This is a genomic window from Planktothrix tepida PCC 9214 (assembly GCF_900009145.1).
GTDB classification, from domain to species: domain Bacteria; phylum Cyanobacteriota; class Cyanobacteriia; order Cyanobacteriales; family Microcoleaceae; genus Planktothrix; species Planktothrix tepida.
Window position 1 is genome coordinate 855,304 of the sequence record NZ_LN889813.1, and the last position, 17,549, is coordinate 872,852.

Annotated in this window: 10 protein-coding genes and 1 tRNA gene; 7 read left to right on the top strand and 4 right to left on the bottom strand. The window is 40.3% G+C overall.

Going from position 1 to position 17,549, the window contains the following annotated elements:
* The first annotated feature begins 138 nt into the window (after window positions 1-138).
* From PL9214_RS31615 to PL9214_RS26390, 3 genes are read left to right on the top strand one after another with little or no spacing between them, the layout of a single operon-like run.
* Complete coding sequence (locus tag PL9214_RS31615; protein ID WP_072722244.1) at window positions 139-1,878, top strand: GmrSD restriction endonuclease domain-containing protein; 1,740 nt, start codon at window positions 139-141, stop codon at window positions 1,876-1,878.
* 40 nt (window positions 1,879-1,918) lie between these two features.
* A complete protein-coding gene (locus tag PL9214_RS26385) occupies window positions 1,919-2,149 on the top strand; it encodes a DUF433 domain-containing protein (RefSeq protein ID WP_072722245.1) in 231 nt (76 codons plus the stop codon).
* A complete protein-coding gene (locus tag PL9214_RS26390) occupies window positions 2,146-2,478 on the top strand; it encodes a DUF5615 family PIN-like protein (RefSeq protein ID WP_072722246.1) in 333 nt (110 codons plus the stop codon). The genes PL9214_RS26385 and PL9214_RS26390 overlap by 4 nt, the downstream gene beginning before the upstream one ends.
* Window positions 2,479-2,487: 9 nt before the next feature.
* Here PL9214_RS26390 and PL9214_RS26395 read toward each other — a convergent pair.
* The 3 genes from PL9214_RS26395 to PL9214_RS26405 all read right to left on the bottom strand — a co-directional run bounded on the left by PL9214_RS26395 (window position 2,488) and on the right by PL9214_RS26405 (window position 5,629).
* Window positions 2,488-2,559 (bottom strand) — tRNA-Lys (locus tag PL9214_RS26395).
* 70 nt (window positions 2,560-2,629) lie between these two features.
* Entirely contained in the window at window positions 2,630-3,523 is an 894-nt protein-coding gene (locus PL9214_RS26400) for an aldose epimerase family protein (protein WP_072722247.1), read from the bottom strand.
* Between the two features lie 57 nt (window positions 3,524-3,580).
* Window positions 3,581-5,629, bottom strand: coding sequence for a CapA family protein (locus PL9214_RS26405; RefSeq protein ID WP_072722248.1), 2,049 nt, complete (start codon window positions 5,627-5,629; stop codon window positions 3,581-3,583).
* A 507-nt stretch (window positions 5,630-6,136) separates the two neighbouring features.
* Between PL9214_RS26405 and PL9214_RS26410 the strand changes: the two genes are divergently transcribed.
* Window positions 6,137-6,448 (top strand): DUF6679 family protein, encoded by a 312-nt coding sequence (locus PL9214_RS26410; RefSeq protein WP_072722249.1) that lies wholly within the window; start codon window positions 6,137-6,139, stop codon window positions 6,446-6,448.
* Window positions 6,449-6,464: 16 nt separating this feature from the next.
* Here PL9214_RS26410 and PL9214_RS26415 read toward each other — a convergent pair whose 3' ends face one another.
* On the bottom strand, window positions 6,465-8,093 hold the full coding sequence (locus tag PL9214_RS26415; RefSeq protein ID WP_367400293.1) for an MBL fold metallo-hydrolase: 1,629 nt from the start codon (window positions 8,091-8,093) through the stop codon (window positions 6,465-6,467).
* A 109-nt stretch (window positions 8,094-8,202) separates the two neighbouring features.
* Here PL9214_RS26415 and PL9214_RS26420 point away from each other — a divergent pair, with 109 nt between their 5' ends.
* The 3 genes from PL9214_RS26420 (at window position 8,203) to PL9214_RS26435 (ending at window position 17,517) form a co-directional block, all read left to right on the top strand.
* Window positions 8,203-8,760, top strand: coding sequence for a phycobiliprotein lyase (locus PL9214_RS26420; protein WP_072722250.1), 558 nt, complete (start codon window positions 8,203-8,205; stop codon window positions 8,758-8,760).
* Between the two features lie 491 nt (window positions 8,761-9,251).
* Window positions 9,252-9,920, top strand: coding sequence for a response regulator transcription factor (locus tag PL9214_RS26425; protein ID WP_072722251.1), 669 nt, complete (start codon window positions 9,252-9,254; stop codon window positions 9,918-9,920).
* An 817-nt stretch (window positions 9,921-10,737) separates the two neighbouring features.
* Window positions 10,738-17,517 carry a hypothetical protein gene (locus tag PL9214_RS26435; RefSeq protein ID WP_186440462.1) on the top strand — a complete coding sequence of 2,260 codons (6,780 nt, stop codon included), beginning with the start codon at window positions 10,738-10,740 and terminating at the stop codon, window positions 17,515-17,517.
* The last annotated feature ends 32 nt before the right edge of the window (window positions 17,518-17,549 follow it).

Genomic DNA, 17,549 nt, shown 5'->3' on the forward strand with positions numbered 1-17,549 from the left:
TTGAATTTTGTCAAGTAATGCCTCTTAATTTTAGGGGTTGATGGGAATTCTGCGATCGCTCATCATCATATTAAGCCCTAAACGGCTGACTCCGATTAATATAAAATATAAAAATATAAAAAATAAGAGGAGCAGTCAATGGCTTATTGGCTATTTCAAAGTAACCCTAAGTATTACAGAATCCTTGATGCTATCCAAGATTTAGAACAAATGCCTTGGTTAGTCAATCGATTTGCTAATCAAATGTCTGTTGGTGATGGTGTATTAATTTGGATATCAGGCCAAGATTCAGGAATTTATGCTATAGCAAAAATCCTTGAACTCCCTCAAGCGATTAATAATTTTCCTGATGAAGATTACTGGATTGATCAGGAAAGAAGAATTAAAGATAAAAACCTAACCTTTGCAATTATTCAGTTTACAAATAAATTGGTTAATAATCCGATTCTCAGAAACCAAGTTAAAGAAGACGATATTTTAAAAGAATTGATGGTGATTCGCCAACCTCAATCAACAAACTATGCAGTTACGCTTGGTCAATGGGAAAGAGTGAAACAATTAATTAATGGGATTGAATCTATAATACCATCTCGTCAATCTGAAGAAGTTGATGTTGAGGGCAATGAGGAAGGAGATATTGTTGTAGAACCTCAAAGTGTATCTTTAGATAAAAGCGATCGCAGTTTGTCAGAATATCATAAATGGTATAAAAAAGGACGGTTAATTGTTGATCCTGAATGGCAACGTCAATATGTTTGGGATTTTAAAAAAGCGTCTCGATTAATTGAATCATTTTTAATTGGTTTACCTGTACCAGTTATTTATTTAGCATTTAATGAAGAAGGAGCCCGTGAAGTTATTGATGGGTTACAACGGTTAACATCTATTTTTAATTTTTTTGATAATGAATACGAGCTTCGAGGATTAGAAATATTACGGCAATTTAATGGGCATAAGTTTAACCAACTTCCTCAAGCATATCAAAACCATTTAGAAGATTGTACCATGAGAGCCTTTGAACTGCCCAATGATACAGACAAAAACCTAAAATTTTTAATTTTTGAACGTTTGAATACGGGTGGCATTGTTTTGAATGATATGGAAATTAGGAACTGTCTTTATCGAGGTCAATTAAATAACTTAATCCGAGAACTCGCTCAATTAGATGAATTTTTAGCTTGTGTTAATCAAAAAAATTTGGATAAACGCATGAAAGACCGAGGTTTAGTTTTACGATACTTGGCTTTCTTACAAATGAATTATAGAAATGCTCGAAAAGGAATGAAGAATTTTTTAAATGAGTTTCTACAAGCTTATCGAAATCCAGGCGTAGACAAACTTAACGAATTTAGAGATACTTTTAAAAAATCTATGAAAGCAGCTTATACTATTTTCGGAAATCAAGCTTTTCGATTAAGAACAGAAAAAGGAAGTTGGTCAACACAGCTTAATGCTTCTATTTTTCAAGTTCTTACTGTTTCATTCGCGGATTATGATTTAGGTGCTTTAACCCGTGCTTCTGATCTAATTTATGAAGAATATTTAGATTTAATTAGTACAGATGAAAAATGGGTTGATAGTGTTAAAGCTTCAACCGGAGAGATTCAAAGAATTGATTACTCATTTTCAACGTGGAAACAACGATTAGCTGAAGTGATGAAGGTTACAGATCCTAATGACTCGCAACGAGTATTTTCCCGCCAGTTGAAACAAGAAATTTATCAACAAGACCCAACTTGCCAAATTTGTAATCAGCGCATTACTTTAATTAATGATGCTGCTCTCGATCATGAAAAACATTACTGGCGAGGCGGTAAGACGATTCCAGATAATGCTCGTTTAGTACATCGTCAATGTAATTTACAACGAGAACATTAAAAAATGATATACTGCGAAGGTTGAACATCAGTTATTATCTATGAGTTATCACGATCTCATCACCCTTGAGCCAGATAAGCGGGGTGGTAAGCCTTGTATTCGTCGGATGCGGATTACGGTTTATGATGTTCTAGGATGGTTAGCTGCTGGAATGTCGGTGGCTGAGATTATTGATGATTTCCCAGAACTAACAGAAACTGATATTAGAGCCTGTTTAGAATTTGCCGCTGATCGGGATCATCGTTTAGTTGCTTTGGTCAGTAATACTTGAAACTACTCTTTGATCAAAACCTAAGCCGAAAATTAGTGACTCGCTTGGCTGATATTTTCCCTGATGCTAGTCATGTACAGTTTTTTGAACTCGCAGAGAAGACAGATACAGAAATTTGGGATTTTGCTAAATTGAATGAGTTCTGCATTGTAACTCAGGATGCAGATTTTGCGGAAAGAAGCCGACTGTATGGTTCTCCCCCGAAAGTGGTTTGGTTAAGATGTGGAAATACACCAACCCGTCAAGTCGAAAGTCTGCTCCGTTCTGGACAAGAAGCAATACAAGAGCTTTTAGAAAATCCTAATCTTCACTGCTTAGAACTGCATTGATTAATGATATGGGTCGCCCGGGATTCGAACCCGGAACTAATCGGTTAAAAGCCGAGTACTCTACCGTTGAGTTAGCGACCCGCGTGTTTTTTCTTTTCTCACGCACAGTTTCTAATAGTAGCACAACATTTTTGGGTTGACAAGGGGGGATTCAAAAAAAAGTTGCGCTGAGGTGAACGAGCATCTCACAACTAGCTCCCGGCTTGAGATAGGTCAATAATTTTCCCGTATTCAGGGCATTACGGGGGGCTGTCCAAGGTTCCAAACAATAGTAATCCTTGCCCTTGAGTGTCCAATACACCACACTGGAATAAGCCGAACTATAGCTAAGGATAATTTTCGACTTCTGAGCATGATCAATCGTCGTTGTCGCTAACCCCGTTAAGGGACTAAACAACACATCAATTTCCTCCGCTTCCGCATCAAACCGCCCTGTAAACACCTGAGTTTTTTCAGTTTGTTGATCTCGATACTGCATCGCCGGAATTTCAAAAGCTAATTTCTCCTTATCCAACGCTAAAAAATAAGGATGTAACCCCGTGGAAAAGGGCATAGTTTGCGGAGGTAAACTATCTATTGTTCCGCAAAGGTTGGTATAGCGTTGGAAAATCTGTAAAGAATTCCCTTTGAGGGTGTAGGTAAACTCCACTTCAAAATCAAAAGGATAAACCGACCGAGTTTGAGCATTACTTTTTAATACCAACGTGATTGACGCACCGCCATCCGTTGCTTGTTGTACCACCGTCCACGGCAAATTCCGAGCAAAGCCATGTTGTTTGAGGGTATACCGTTGACCTTGATAGGTGTAGGTATCATCGGGTAAATTGCCACAAATGGGGAATAAAATCGGAATTCCCCCCCGTACCGTTAAATCAGGATTAGCAAATCGTTCCGTATCTAAATACAGTAAATCCTGACCCCCGACTTGCCAACGGGTAATAATTCCTCCTCGTTCTGGGACAACTTCTAGGCTAGACTGGGTAGCCTGATCCGAGAGGACGTAGGTTTTATATTGTTGATGGGACTTCAGTGCGATCGCAAACACAGTGATAGTTAAAAATTAATAAGTGATACATAAACTTAACCGATGGCAGCCCAAATATTACCCGATGGCTCGATAGGGCTCAGACTGCAAAGGCAGTTTAATCTCAGCATGAGATTCCTTGGCTTTCGGTAATACCGCAACGGGAGACTGGGTTGATTCCAGCAAAGTCGGTTCAGAATTCCGATGAGGAATCGTAATCTGAAACGAAATCGGAGAATTGGGACTCTTGTAACTTTGAGAGCTTGGAGCAGGAGCTTGGGGAAACGAAGGCAGAGAAATAAAAGGATCTTTAATAAAAGGTTCCTCAATATAAGGTTTGAGGTCATCTTGACTCTCCGTTTTCACCTCCAACTTAGGGGGTAAGGGGCTTTTCTCTTCTGAGACAGAAACTGACTCATCCGATAAAGGCTCCTGGAGTGTTTTGATCGCGGACGGTTGAGAGTCCTGATTCTGAACCGATTCAGGAGTGGGTACTGCCGTCACCGGAGAGGAATCGGGGGCTGGAGATTCCGTCACTAATGGTAAAGTCGGTTCCTCTGTTGGTGTTAAGGGAGCATTGACCGATTTAATATCACGCGGGGGCGCGTCCAAAACAACAACGGACTGCATCGGTTGATCAAAAATTTGCGAAAGTCGTTCCACCCGCTTGATAATATCCTCCCCTTTTTCTCCCGATATCACCTTAGCTTGATATTGAGTCACCTCTACGGGTAAAAATTCTACCTTCATTTTACGATGATCATTTAAAGCAACTCTTAAAACAGCCGTTTCATAGTCTGTCCGACTATTTCCCCCAAAAATAAAATTACCCAAGGAGTAAACAATCGGCCGACCTTTATAAATTTCTGCACCCTGCAAAACATGGGGATGATGACCAATAACGACATCCGCCCCTTGATCAATGGTGAATCGAGCTAAATCAATTTGCCAGTCCCCTGGATAATCATTCAGTTCTACCCCCCAATGGTAGTTAACCACGACCCAATCCACCTGATCTCGAATGGCTTTAATATCGGCTGCCACCCGATCATCATAACGTGGATTCGTTCCCGCCACACCCTCAGCTGCTGCATGAAAATCAGCATCATAATAGCCTAAATAGGCAATTCGTTGACCCTTGACTTCGATAATAGTAGGGCGACGAGCTTCTTTAAGATCTCGACCGGCTCCCACTGCCTGAATACCCGCCCGGTCTAACGTTTCCAGGGTTTCCACTAGCCCGGATTCCTCATAGTCCATGGTGTGATTATTGGCTAGATTAACAATATCAATGCCACCTTCTGTTAATACCTTAACCGCTTGCGGATCAGCTTTGAAATTAAACTGTTTATTTGGACGGCGAAGGGTAGAACGGGTGAGGGGATTTTCTAAATTCACCATCGCTAAATCTGCATCCCGATATTCGGGAAGTTGGGCAAAGGGTAAGGAATAATTTGTGCCAATAATAGTTTCAAAATGATCACTCAGGGTAACATCCCCCCCAAACACTAAAGTAACTGTTGGGTCTTGGGGATTTTGTACCTGTTGGTGTTGAACCACAGGAACCACTTCTAAAGCAGCTTGGACACTATCAGAACGTTTAGAAGGCGGTGCCACCATCACCACATTTTCTTGAGCCGGATTATTCAGGGGTAGCCTTTCGGCGGTAACTTCGTAGTAACTCACCCAACAGCCTAATACAAAGGAAGAAACGGCTGAACCCACCAGAAACATTAACCGTAGGGTTTTAAATTTAATGCCATCAAGGTTCAACCACCGAGTTTGTTCTCGATGAACTCGATTAGCTGGGGTAACCAGCCGCACCGATTGTTTCCAGAGAATTTCCCCATCCCCTTGATAGCGAGCCGCAATTTTCACTCCTTCTAAGTTGGGAGCGTTGAGTTTCCACAGCAAGTGACAGATAAACTTAACAATGCTGTCGGCTATCGGTTCTTGTTGAAATTCAACCAAGACGGGTAAACAGCCTTTGCGATCGGGGGGGGCTACTCTTGCCGAGATACCTTCCGGCTTAAGATAGGTATTAATTAAATAGCTGATTGCCCTTAAATCTCCAGAACGAGCTAATTCAAAAATAGAAGGTTGATTTAAATACTCTGCATAAACCATGAGAATGCTGTCCTCTCCTTTCTTTAAAAATTTAGATTGCTGTTTAGTTTAATCAATAACAATACTCTTGACCTTGTATCGTAGCGGACAGTTCGTTAAATACTCAATGATTGCAGTGCACGATTTCAACATAACGCTATAACTTTTCTCAGAAAAGTTTACCAGGTTTATTATAAGCTTTTCAGCGCTGGCGATCACCGAAGTTGAGTTCGGCATTTGCTGAAGCGTTATCTAAAGAAAAGTTGCTGAAATTCCCTCCTTGAGCCAACTCAACCTAGATTTAGGCTGTATACTGAAAATGTCCTCACTCTCAAGGCATAAGTACAAACTAAATTTTTTAGGCTAAATTTAACCTTGGGGTTAAAATAGAGGACAATTGTTTAGTCAAAATGGATGTTCTAGGAATCGAGTACAACTCAAGGGGCTTCGGCATCCTGCTCAACTGTCAATACTCGGTTAACTAGGGACATTCACACGAGCCAGCGAACTTCTCAGGAAAAGTAAAAAATGCTACATCGCAAGATTTATCAGCTTTGTTGTGACAGTCGGGAAGTCTCGATCTTCTTACGGGATCAACAACGTTGGATTGAGAAAGCTCGAATTACAGATATTGAAGGAGATCTAGTCACGCTGCGCTATGAGACCGATGAAGAGGATGAATTATGTTCTTGGGAAGAAATGATCCGCATCGAAAGTATCGGAGCCATTAGCCAAAAGTTAGCCTCCGTTCCCAAGTGTGATTTTGATCTTCCTATTTCGGATGACTGCCCGGAAGCAGAACAAATTCACAAACCTACCTCTGAGTCTAGCCCAGAATAAGAGAATTGTTCACGCTTTATTCAACGAGACGCTCAATCAATTCAAACATTGGGCAATATCCATCTGGAGTAACTTTAAAGCCGAAGAGAGCGGAAGTTTGATTCCAACACCGTTGTCCTCGATAGTATTGGCAATTGCCACAACAATCGAGATCGACAGGAATGGGCCGATCACTCCCTTGGCTGAGAAACTCCCGTTGAGAAATGCCACGCAGCACTAATTCCTCACCTTGCCATCGCGCTTCTACTAACCCGGTATCCGCAAAGGCTGGCCACCGGGGGTCGGTGGTTAAAGTTGGGGGTAAGGTAATATGAATTTGAGTTTCAAATTCTGTAATTTCCCCTTCATATTGGGTTTCCGTTAAGGGGGGTTGTAAGAACGTTTCCCCGATGGGCAACTCTACCAGGGTTCCGGCATCTGGGGTATGGAGTTGATAGCGGTTTCGCAGTTCTTCTAAATTGGTCAGATCAGCCAAATAGGTGGGAGAACCATGCACAAAAATAATGTGTTGGGGTCGAAGGTTATGGATGAGTTGGGTTGTACCAGGGCCATCACAATGCTCTGAGATAAAATAGGTTTCAACCTGGGGTGCAGATTGTCCTGAGCGCGTCTCTACAAATTCAGGAATGGGGAGAATCTCTAAGGGTCTACCGGGTTTTTGAGGCAAAAATAACATCCAAGGCAGGGTGGAGTTTGCCCAATAGGAATTCCAATCGGCATACTCATCGGTGAGAATAATACAGGGAGACTGACTGAGTTGAGAGCGGTATTGTGGAGTCAGTCGTCGCACCCTCGGACGAATGCGCTCATCCCAAAATAAAGGCTGATGTTGAGCAAAATTCTGGACACTGGAGGGAAACTGGGACAGGAGTTGTAAATAAACATCGCATCCGGTCGCAACGGTTCCATCAACCCAAATATCGAGATCCCGACCTGTAAAATAATGGTGACTGCGAAGCAACATCAGCAGTTCTTGGCCTAAGCCTAAACTCGGTGTTGGTAAGAGCAGGCAATATTCAGCTTCTATCGCCCGATATAACCGTTCTGCAAGTTGGTTTTCCAGTTGACGGCGATGGGGATGACGTGCGGTGCCATAACTGCCTTCTAAGATTAAAACATCGGGCTTGAGCCCTCGCAACTCCCCTAAAGGTAAGCCTTCCACCAGGCGAGAATTTGAAAGAAAAAAATCTCCGGTGTAAATCAGTTTATAACTGCGTTCGGTTGTCACATAATTAATCAGCATTACCGAAGCTCCGGGTAAGTGACCTGCGGGAAATAAGGTAACACTGAGTCCCGGCTTGAGTTCCCGGGCAGAATGCCAAGGTAAAGGCTGACAGAGGGGATGATTAACATCCGGTTCCCAGTCAGGCCAGTTAAGGGGTAACAGTTGGGTTGTTACTTCACTTCCATAAATCGGAATTTGAGGAAATGCCTGATGGAAAGCGAGTAAACCTTGAGCATGATCTGCATGAGCATGGGAACAGAGAACGAAGTCAGCCGGAGGTTGATCTGAGGAAGCTAATAGGGGTGAAATGTCCTGAATCCCACAATCGAGTAAAATGCGATGAGATCCCATCCGCACCAGCAGACATAAACCTTCCTCTGCATGGCCAACGCTATAGGGCAAACATTCCAGGTCAATCACAGGAGTTCATCAACAGGATAATTAGTATAGATTTTAGAATTATGGGGGAGTTTTCCTAAAAAATGTTAAAAACTGTTGCATAAATGAGTTAAGAGGAGTGATATTCACGATGTCGATTGCACAATTCCAAGAATTTTTTGATCATTGCGTGGGTGAATGGACAACGGAACGCACTTACCATTACTTGAGTCATCAGGAGGTTGAGCGATCGCATACTGAATTTGTGATTCATCCTCTGGACAATGACGCTAAAGCCAAAGTCTTAGAAGATAATCAACGTTTATCAACAAACTTAGAATTAGAAACTCTCCCTGGATATCGACTGGCCTTCCAAACGGTTTCGGAAAAAGGGGATGAAGTTTCCCAAGCCTTGAATATTCTGTTTGTACCCCAAAAATTAGATTTCCCAATTATTGAGGGAGATTATTTACGGGATAAAGCTTATGAAGAAGCGAAACCGATGGTCGCGCACTTTCGCTATGATACCGAAACCCGTGAATTATTGATGAAAACAACCTACACACGGGTTGTGTCCGTTGATTCTATTACTTTAATTAATCCAGAGTTAAGAATTCGTCGGATTATTAATTATCAACGACCCCTGAATCATGAACCGTTAAATACGGTCTTATTAGTGGGGTTTGGAGTTGAGCAAAAACAATCATAAACAATCATCTTTTGAGAAGATTGTACAGCTTAAAAATCAAAGTTTTTTATTGAGAAAAAGCGGGTTAGGAAGCCTTGCTAGATGGGACAGAGGGAGTGATCCACCCCATCTAGGATCAAAGGCAGGGTAACAGGAGAGCAGAGGAGAATCTAACCTCTTGCTATTGTGATCATAAGGGTAATTCTGAGTGACTTGAGAAATGCAATAATTTCTTAAGTTTGTCCCCTTAACTTCCGTGATGACTTGTCACGGGAGCCACAATTCATTACAATTAAACATCAAAACCCGGCAAGAATAATTGACAGTCCTTGCTGTTCTATCACACATTGGCACTAAGGATAGGGGTGCAAGGTCAGGATGATCAACTGTCACACGGCATCTTTACTGATTTTAACGATTGTGGAAAACTGAATTCCAACTTTGTACAGGATCTCAATCAAGTTCTTATTTCTTGCGGGTGAACAGATCCTCTCATTCATAGGTGTTATCGAGTGAGTCGAATTCTTATTGCTGAAGATGAACCCCGCATAGCTGCCTTTCTGGAAAAGGGACTGCGAGCGAATGGGTTCACAACCTCCCTAGCGTGTGATGGACGAGAAGCGGTAGAAAAAGCCCTCGCCCATGAGTTTGATTTGTTGATCCTTGATTTAGGGCTTCCTGATCAAGATGGTTTTCAAGTTTTGGAACAATTGCGCGGACAAGGAGAGCAAATTCCCATTATTATCTTGACCGCTCGTGATGATGTTACTGATAAAGTAGCAGGGTTAGAAGGCGGTGCGGATGACTATGTGACCAAACCTTTCCGGTTTGCAGAACTTTTAGCCCGTGTTCGTGCCCGCTTACGACATCATCCTACATCCGGGAATAAAGAAGATAAAGCCTTAAAGGTGGGTCAAGTGACACTCGATTTATATGCCCGTCAAGTTTGTTTAGGAGAAACACCCATTACTCTTTCTGCCAAGGAATTTCAACTGTTAGAAACTTTCTTGCGCCATCCGGGGCAAGTTTTAAGTCGAGAACAACTCTTGGATCAAGTTTGGGGATATGACTATGATCCCGGATCGAATATTGTGGATGTTTATGTCGGTTATCTCCGCAAAAAGTTGGGGGGTGAGCGGATTGAAACGGTACGCGGAATGGGATATCGTCTGGTTTGTTAAAAAGGTTGGGAACTTTTGAGTTGTGTTAAGCGTCGAGGGACGCAACGCTGCGAGAACGTGCGATTGAGATAAATTCATTAACAAGAGTCAAGGGCCTTAAACCCCTTTCTAATTAAATCCTCAGAAATATTCGATTACCTGAAGTTGGGGCTTGAGACTGTAAACAAAGTCCAACTGATAAGTTTTGGCAAAAGCAAGAGAATTAGCGATCTCTTCTGTATGAATTGTCAGGTTGCATCTATAGATTAAGTTATTAACAATGATTTGGAAAACTGTTAATTATTGCCCCAACTTAGGGAAAGATTAAGTTAGGTGCTAAGGATTAATAACAGGAGTGTGAATAACAATCAAAATTGAGTAATGAGGCGGATTCTAATCTGTTAGTATTTCCCTGAAATATTGGATTAGATATCCTGTCTTATTAATAAATTTAAACCTCATTAAATTTTATTGAATTCGTTTTTAGAGGGAGATTAAGAGTTGATCTCGATAAAAATAATCTTTGATTAAATCCTGCAAAAGGTTTAGAATTAATTTGTACATTTTTCCCAAAAAGTCCACCTAAAATTTCAGAATAGGTGGGCTTTTTTACGTTTTATTTCAAAAAAGCAAAATCTTCAAATTTGGATATTAAGATATTTCTCATATAGATTTAATACCTATCTTAAATCTATTTTCTAGGATTAAGATAAGCAGCCAAAAAACCTCAGAACCGGATGATCTTTTAAATCTTGATCGCCCTTCTATTCTGGAGTTTCAAGATGAGTATGCTAAAACACCACTTTTCTGTCTTAGATCTGACAAGGTTGAGAAAACTATGGATGACCTACAAAAATTTGTCAAAGAATTTGATAAGCTCGGAGATAAAATCGGCAAGTTAGCCGATAAACCAGAGAAGTTTTTTAAAAAGCTAGATAAGATATTTGATAAGAATGCTTATCTGAAACTAAACTCTGATGTCAAACAAGCCGTTGAAGCCGGCTTAATTACACCAGAAGAACACTTTTTACTCTATGGGATTTATGAAAATCGGGAATGCAGTAATGTCTTCAGTGTCAGTCAATACTTACAACTGAATGTAGACATTAAGATTGCTGTTGAGCAAGAAGGGTTGAGTGCCATTGAACAATTTATCGATGTTGGCCAGAGCGAAAACCGTCCCTGGAATCCTCTATTTAATATTAATGAGTACCTGAATCTAAATCCTGATGTTGAGCAAGCTGTTCAAGATGGCTTAACCAATGCAACTGAACACTTCCTGGATGCTGGAATTGATGAAAACAGGAGCTTTAGTCTTGTTTTCAATCTCCCAGATTATTTAGCTCTCAATCCTGATATTGAGGCACAAGTTAAACAGGGTTTAATTAACCCCATTAAACACTTTTTTGATTTTGGTCAATTTGAAAAGCGAGAATGTAATAAATCGTTTTTCAATGTCAAGGATTATCTAGCAGCAAATCCAGATGTTCAGAAAGCTGTTGAAGAAGGTCGGATTAGTGCGATCGCTCATTTTCTGGAATTTGGTCTAGCTGAAAACCGTCCCTTTAATCCCAACATTTCTGTCACCCAAATTCTGCAAAAATTCAATATTAGTAGCCTCGCAGCCATTAGTATTGAGCAAATCAAGCAATTTATTGAAGCCTCGTTATCAGCACCCACTCCTACACCTACCCCAACACCAACACCTGTTCCCACTCCTACTCCAACACCAACACCCGCACCGGGAACTACAACCTCTGATACTCCTAAAATTGTTTTCAATGAAAGCGAGGGGTCTACAGACGACAACACCTCAACGGAGACACCCACAACTTCCACTCAGCAGCGACCTCCCATCGATCTCAATATTCCTGAGCGACCTACACTATCACCAACTCCCACACCAGAACCGACGGTTACACCAACACCGCAACCCACTCCAGTTCCCACTCCAGTTCCCACACCGGAACCGACGGTTGCACCGACACCGCAACCCACTCCAGTTCCCAGTCAAGAGTTTTTCAATCTTGACTATATCAAAACCACCTACGCAGATGCACTGAAAGCAGGTTTAAAAGTTGAGGATCTCAGCACTGTTTCAGCACAGGACATTATCGACTTTCTCAATAAAAAAGGATTAGAACTGGGAATTAATCCGTCTTTGTATGTAGATATCAAGATCTACACCCAAACTTACAGTCAACAACTGATCAGTTTCTACAAAGTTACCTCGGTTTCTGAACTAACCTTTACCCAAATTCTTAACTATATTAGTGGGGAAGGTTTAAACCAAGGAAATAGCCCGTCTCTGTTTATTGATCTTGATTTTGTCAAGAAAAACCACGCCAAAAAACTAGAGAAATTCTTTAAAAAAGCCCTTGACAAAATCACCAAGAAGGACATTTTACAATACATCGACCAAGAAGGAATTAAGAACGGAGATAAACTTTGTGGTTGCTTAGACTTTGACTATATTCGGTTAACCTATAGTGCTGAATTGACTGCTAAATTTGGCATTAGTATCGAACTGATCAAGAATCAGCAAATCTTTGAGTTTATCAACAGTGAAGAAGGATCTAATGTAATTACAAATCCTGCACCCACCGTTGATATTAACTTTATCAAAGTGGTTTATGCACAACAGATTGCTGCTTACTTCAGTATTACCATTGACCAAGTTGTTACTCTGTCCAATATTCAGATTCTCCAGTTTATTAATAATGTTCCCCCGGAACAAACCATTGATACCTCCTGGACAGTCTCTTTAAATTATCTCGAAGCCGTTTATGGTACACAGTTAGTCGCTCAGTTAGGCGAAAATCCATCCATTGAGCAAATTCTTCAGTTGATTGAAGAACAAGGCATTAAAAATGGACATACGGTTTCTCCGTTCATCAGTTTAGACTATGTGAAACAGTTGCATCTCGATAAAATTATCGAAAAATACAACATCACAGATGTAACCAAGATTGAAGATGAAGATGTTCTTGAAAGCGTCAATGTAGATCACTCGATTGATGTTGAATACTGTCGCGTTAAATATGTAACTCAACTAGCAGCTTACTTCAAAGTTTCTCAGGAAGAAGTTGTTAACTTGACCGATGAACAAATCAAGGTTTATATCCTCGGAATTGGGTTAGAACTGGGATTAAATGGAAATGCAATTGACTTTAAGAAAGTTGAGAAATTACTGGAAAAAGAACTCAAAGATTTCTTTAAGATCAAAGATGTTAAAGAGTTAACCGATGGACAAATTAATGCGTTTCTATCGGGTGAAGGTAAAAAAATCGGACTGATCAAACAAATTAGTGAAGCCGTTGATATCGAATACTATAAAGGAATTTATGGTGAAGCTCTAACGGCTCAATTTGGAGAAGATGTCACCGCAGAAGAGGTTGTTGAATTCGTGTTTGGTGATGCCGCTCCCGTAATTGACGTGGAATTCTGCTTAAATCAATATGCAGATAAACTCACACAATATGCGGAAGGTTTAGGCAAAACTCTACAAGATTTAACGCCAGAGGATGTGAAACAATACTTCCTCAGTAATGAAGGGTTTGATGTTAATAAAAACCTCACTGCTTTTGATTTAAAAGCGTTCATTACCCAATATTCATCACAGTTGATTGCATTTTATAATGTCACTTCTGTTGAAGAACTGAATCAGACCCAAGTTTATGAGTTCATCACCCACGAAGCTTACAAATTTAATCTCGATCTTTCTGGATTTATCTCAGAAGCAGGTCTGGCATTCTACAAGGAACAATATGCTGAAAAAATCGCGGTAAAATATGGCGTTGAAGTCAGCGTTGTGCAAGAACTAAATGCCAATGTACTACTTGATGTTGTCTTTGGTGGATGGTCTAATGATCTTGATACTGACTACTTCCGGTTTAAATTTGAAGGAGATGTTCAGGCTGTATTTGGTGTAGCAACTATTGCTGAAGTTACGGATTTACAAATTCTCGAATACCTGGATGAACAGGAAACCGTTGATCCAAAAACAATCAACTGGTTTAATACCGATGAATATGTCAAAAAATACGGTAAAGACCTGGAAAAAGCACTGAAAGATTGCTACCACGTTAAAGACATTAGTGAACTGTCCAGTCAGCAAATTATTCAGTTTGCCTTTAGCGTTGATGCCAAAGCATTCAGTGTAGAAGGATTAATTGATTTACAATACGTTACTGATACCTTCAGCAGCGCAATTGTTGGAAACGATCAAGTTACTGAAAAATGGATCAGTCAATATATTAGCGTTGATGCTGGATATGTTGAGTCTCAACTGAGTGATTTGATTGCAGCCGAAACCGTTACCTTAGAACAAATTAATACAGTTCTAGGAACTACTGTTGCAAGCGTTGATTTGTTGAGTAAAAAACAACTGATCGATTTAATTAACAACAGTGAATTCAAGACCGCTTTAGGTGAAGGTGTTGAAATTAAACTGTCTCAAGATACCCCGAATTTAGATTATATCAAAGAAACCTTTGCTCCCGCCTTAGCAGAAGTTTTAGGGGTGAATTTTGCTTCAATTACGGATGATAAAACCAACGTTGTTACTAACGATGAAGTTCTAACTTATTTGGTGGAAAATAAAGCCGCAGATATTGCTGCATTCGCCAAAGTTACTGAAGCTGAAGTTACAACAGATTTAGCAAAACAATGGCTACTTGAAGCCAATGTTGTTCCCTTAAATCAAGATGGTGCTACTGATAATGGAGGTACACCTGCTGAGGGTACACCCACTGAAATTGACTTAGTTTATGGCCGTTATCAACTCGAACAGTTAGTTACGGATAAAACCCTCACCCTCGATACTGTTAATCAATTCTTACCTGCACCCATTGAGTCTGTAGACGCAATTACTGATCAAGATCTGACGAATTTATTACTCAATGAAGAATTTCAAACCGCATTAGGTGAGAACAGTATTGAGTTGGTTCAACCTGCGACTTTAGATCTTAATTTCCTGCGTGCTGAATATCAGGATGAACTGTCAGCCAAATACAATTTACCTGTCGATACTGAATTTACTGAACAACAAATTAAGGATTATTTCAGTACCACAGATGCTGATAAAATTGCCGCCGCAGGTGTGAGCGTTGAAGAATATATTCAACAACTTACGGTGACAGAAGTTCCTGCAACTAATCCAACAACCGAACCAACAACAGACTTTGATCCAAAATATGTGAAATTCCAACTCCAAGATTTATTGGATCAGGATGTAATCACTCTCCAAGATGTTAATAATGTTCTGACTACTGATGTTCAGTCGTTAGATACGTTAACAGATGAACAAGTTAAAGAATTAGTTCTCAACGAAGCCTTTAACAAAGAACTGGGTCAAGATAAAGCTCTGAAACTGACACAAACAGAAACGCCAGATTATCAATATGTGCGTAGCGTTTATGCTCAGGACTTAGCTGATGCTTATAAAGTTTCAGTCAATGACGTTTTAGCTGGAGATGTTGTCCCACTCACGGACGAACAAATCCTCCAAGCCTTTACAGAAAGTCTGTCAACGGTTGATGTGGGATACGTCAGTTATCAAGTGGAACAATTGATTACTGATGGAACATTAAATTTAGATCAAGTCAAACAATTCTTAGGGACTGAAGACGCAACGTTTACAACTGTTGAAGATTTAACTAATTCTCAACTGATTCAGTTAGTCTATAGTCCCGAATTCAAGGATTTGTTAAAAGCAGGAAATCAAACATTGGAACTGTCTCCAGTTGATTATCAACACTATATTGAGGACAATACCGATGCGTTGAAAGCAGCCTATCCAGAGGTTACTAATATCGATGACTTAACTCTGGAACAAGTCAAACAGTTTATGTATGGCGAAGGTGTTAAACAGGGAATTGAGATTGACAAATATCTCGCTCTTGATTATCTCGAAAACACCTACAGCAGTGCCATTAATAGTGTTGAAATTGATGATCAGGTGGTGTTGAATTGGCTGAAAGATGACTACAATGAACTGGATGTCAACTATCTGCGTTATCAAGTTGAACAGTTAAGCGTTGAACAACAAACGCAGTTATTAACTGAACTGCAAATTGAGAAAGATGTTAATTCTCTGACAGATAAAGACATCATTTCTATTACCTTTAGCGACGCTTACAAAGAACTGTCGTCGGATAAGAGCATCCAACTCACAGCCATTGATGTTGATGCTTATCGCCAAGAATACGCCGAACAACTTGTTAATTATTACTTCCCCGCTAACGATAATATTCCCGATAGCGGTACTCCCGGCGATGGTACAACCAGCGTTGACACCAAACCAGAAGATACTACTGATGTCGGTACAACCAGCGTTGAACCCAAACCAGAAGATACTACTGATGTCGGTACAACCAGCGTTGAACCCAAACCAGAAGATACTACTGATGGCGGAATTACTACAACAACCAATCAACCTGAAGAAGGTGATAGTGGAAATGTAAATCTGGATTTGGTTGATAAACTGAGCGACAAAGACATCATTAAGTTTGCTTTCAGTGAAGGAATCAAACAAGGAATTGATCCTCTGGAATTCGTTGATACAGAATATCTGAAAACAGCTTTCAAAGCAGAACTAGCGACTCATTACAACGTTGAAGTTTCTGCTGTTGATCAACTCGATGATTCCTTGGTAGCTGACTATGTTTACGGTGGGATTTTGGGTGCAGAAATTGACTACAAATTCTATAGCCAAACCTACAAAGCCGAGTTAGAAACCACCTTCAGCAAATCTGTTGAACAATTGACCGATACTGAAATCCTGCAACACGCTTTAGACGTAACAATTCCTCAAGGAAAACCGATTGCGCCTGTTGATGTTGATGGATTTGTTAAGGAATACAAGAAAGAACTGTCTGATATTTTTGGAGTCGAACCCAAAGATCTCAAAAAACTGGATAAAGGCTTCCTCAAAGACTTTATTCTCGAACAAGCCAAAGATTACGATTTAGATGGCAAAAAATACACCAATCTCGACTACTATCGCAATCAAGATGGAGAAGAATTGTTAGACAACTACCGCGAGGAAAACGTCTACAATCTTGACCCCAAGAAAGTCTTTGATTACACCGTTGAAAATCCTCAAGAGGTTCCCAGTACGGCTCCAACAATTGACTTAGTTTGGTATCAAGAACAATATGCTGATGATATTGCAGCTAATAAAGCTAAAATCGATACCAATAAAGACAGCAAAATTAGCAACGATGAGTTGTCTGTCTATGCAACCGGAGAAGGTTTAATTAAAGGAAATAAACCCTCTGAATTATTAGAAGACTTCGATCAATATGTTGCTGATCCTCAAGTGCAAAAAGACCTCTTAACCTACTACAATACCGAGTCGGTTGATGCACTGACAAATCCTCAAATTATGACCTATATGGTGGGTAAAGGTTTGTCAGATGGTCACGAACCCTTCAGCGATGAATTCTTAACGAATAATCCTGGACTGGAGTTTGAAGCCTTCAAACAAGCTAATGCTCAAGCTTTAGTTCAATACACAGGAGTTGCGATCGAACAAGTGACTTACTTGAATGTCTTCTCCTATGAGGCTAGTGCAGGTTTGTTGAACTCAACAACCAGTAACAATGGTTTAGTCTAATCTAATTTTAAATTACACCTCCTGACTTCCCC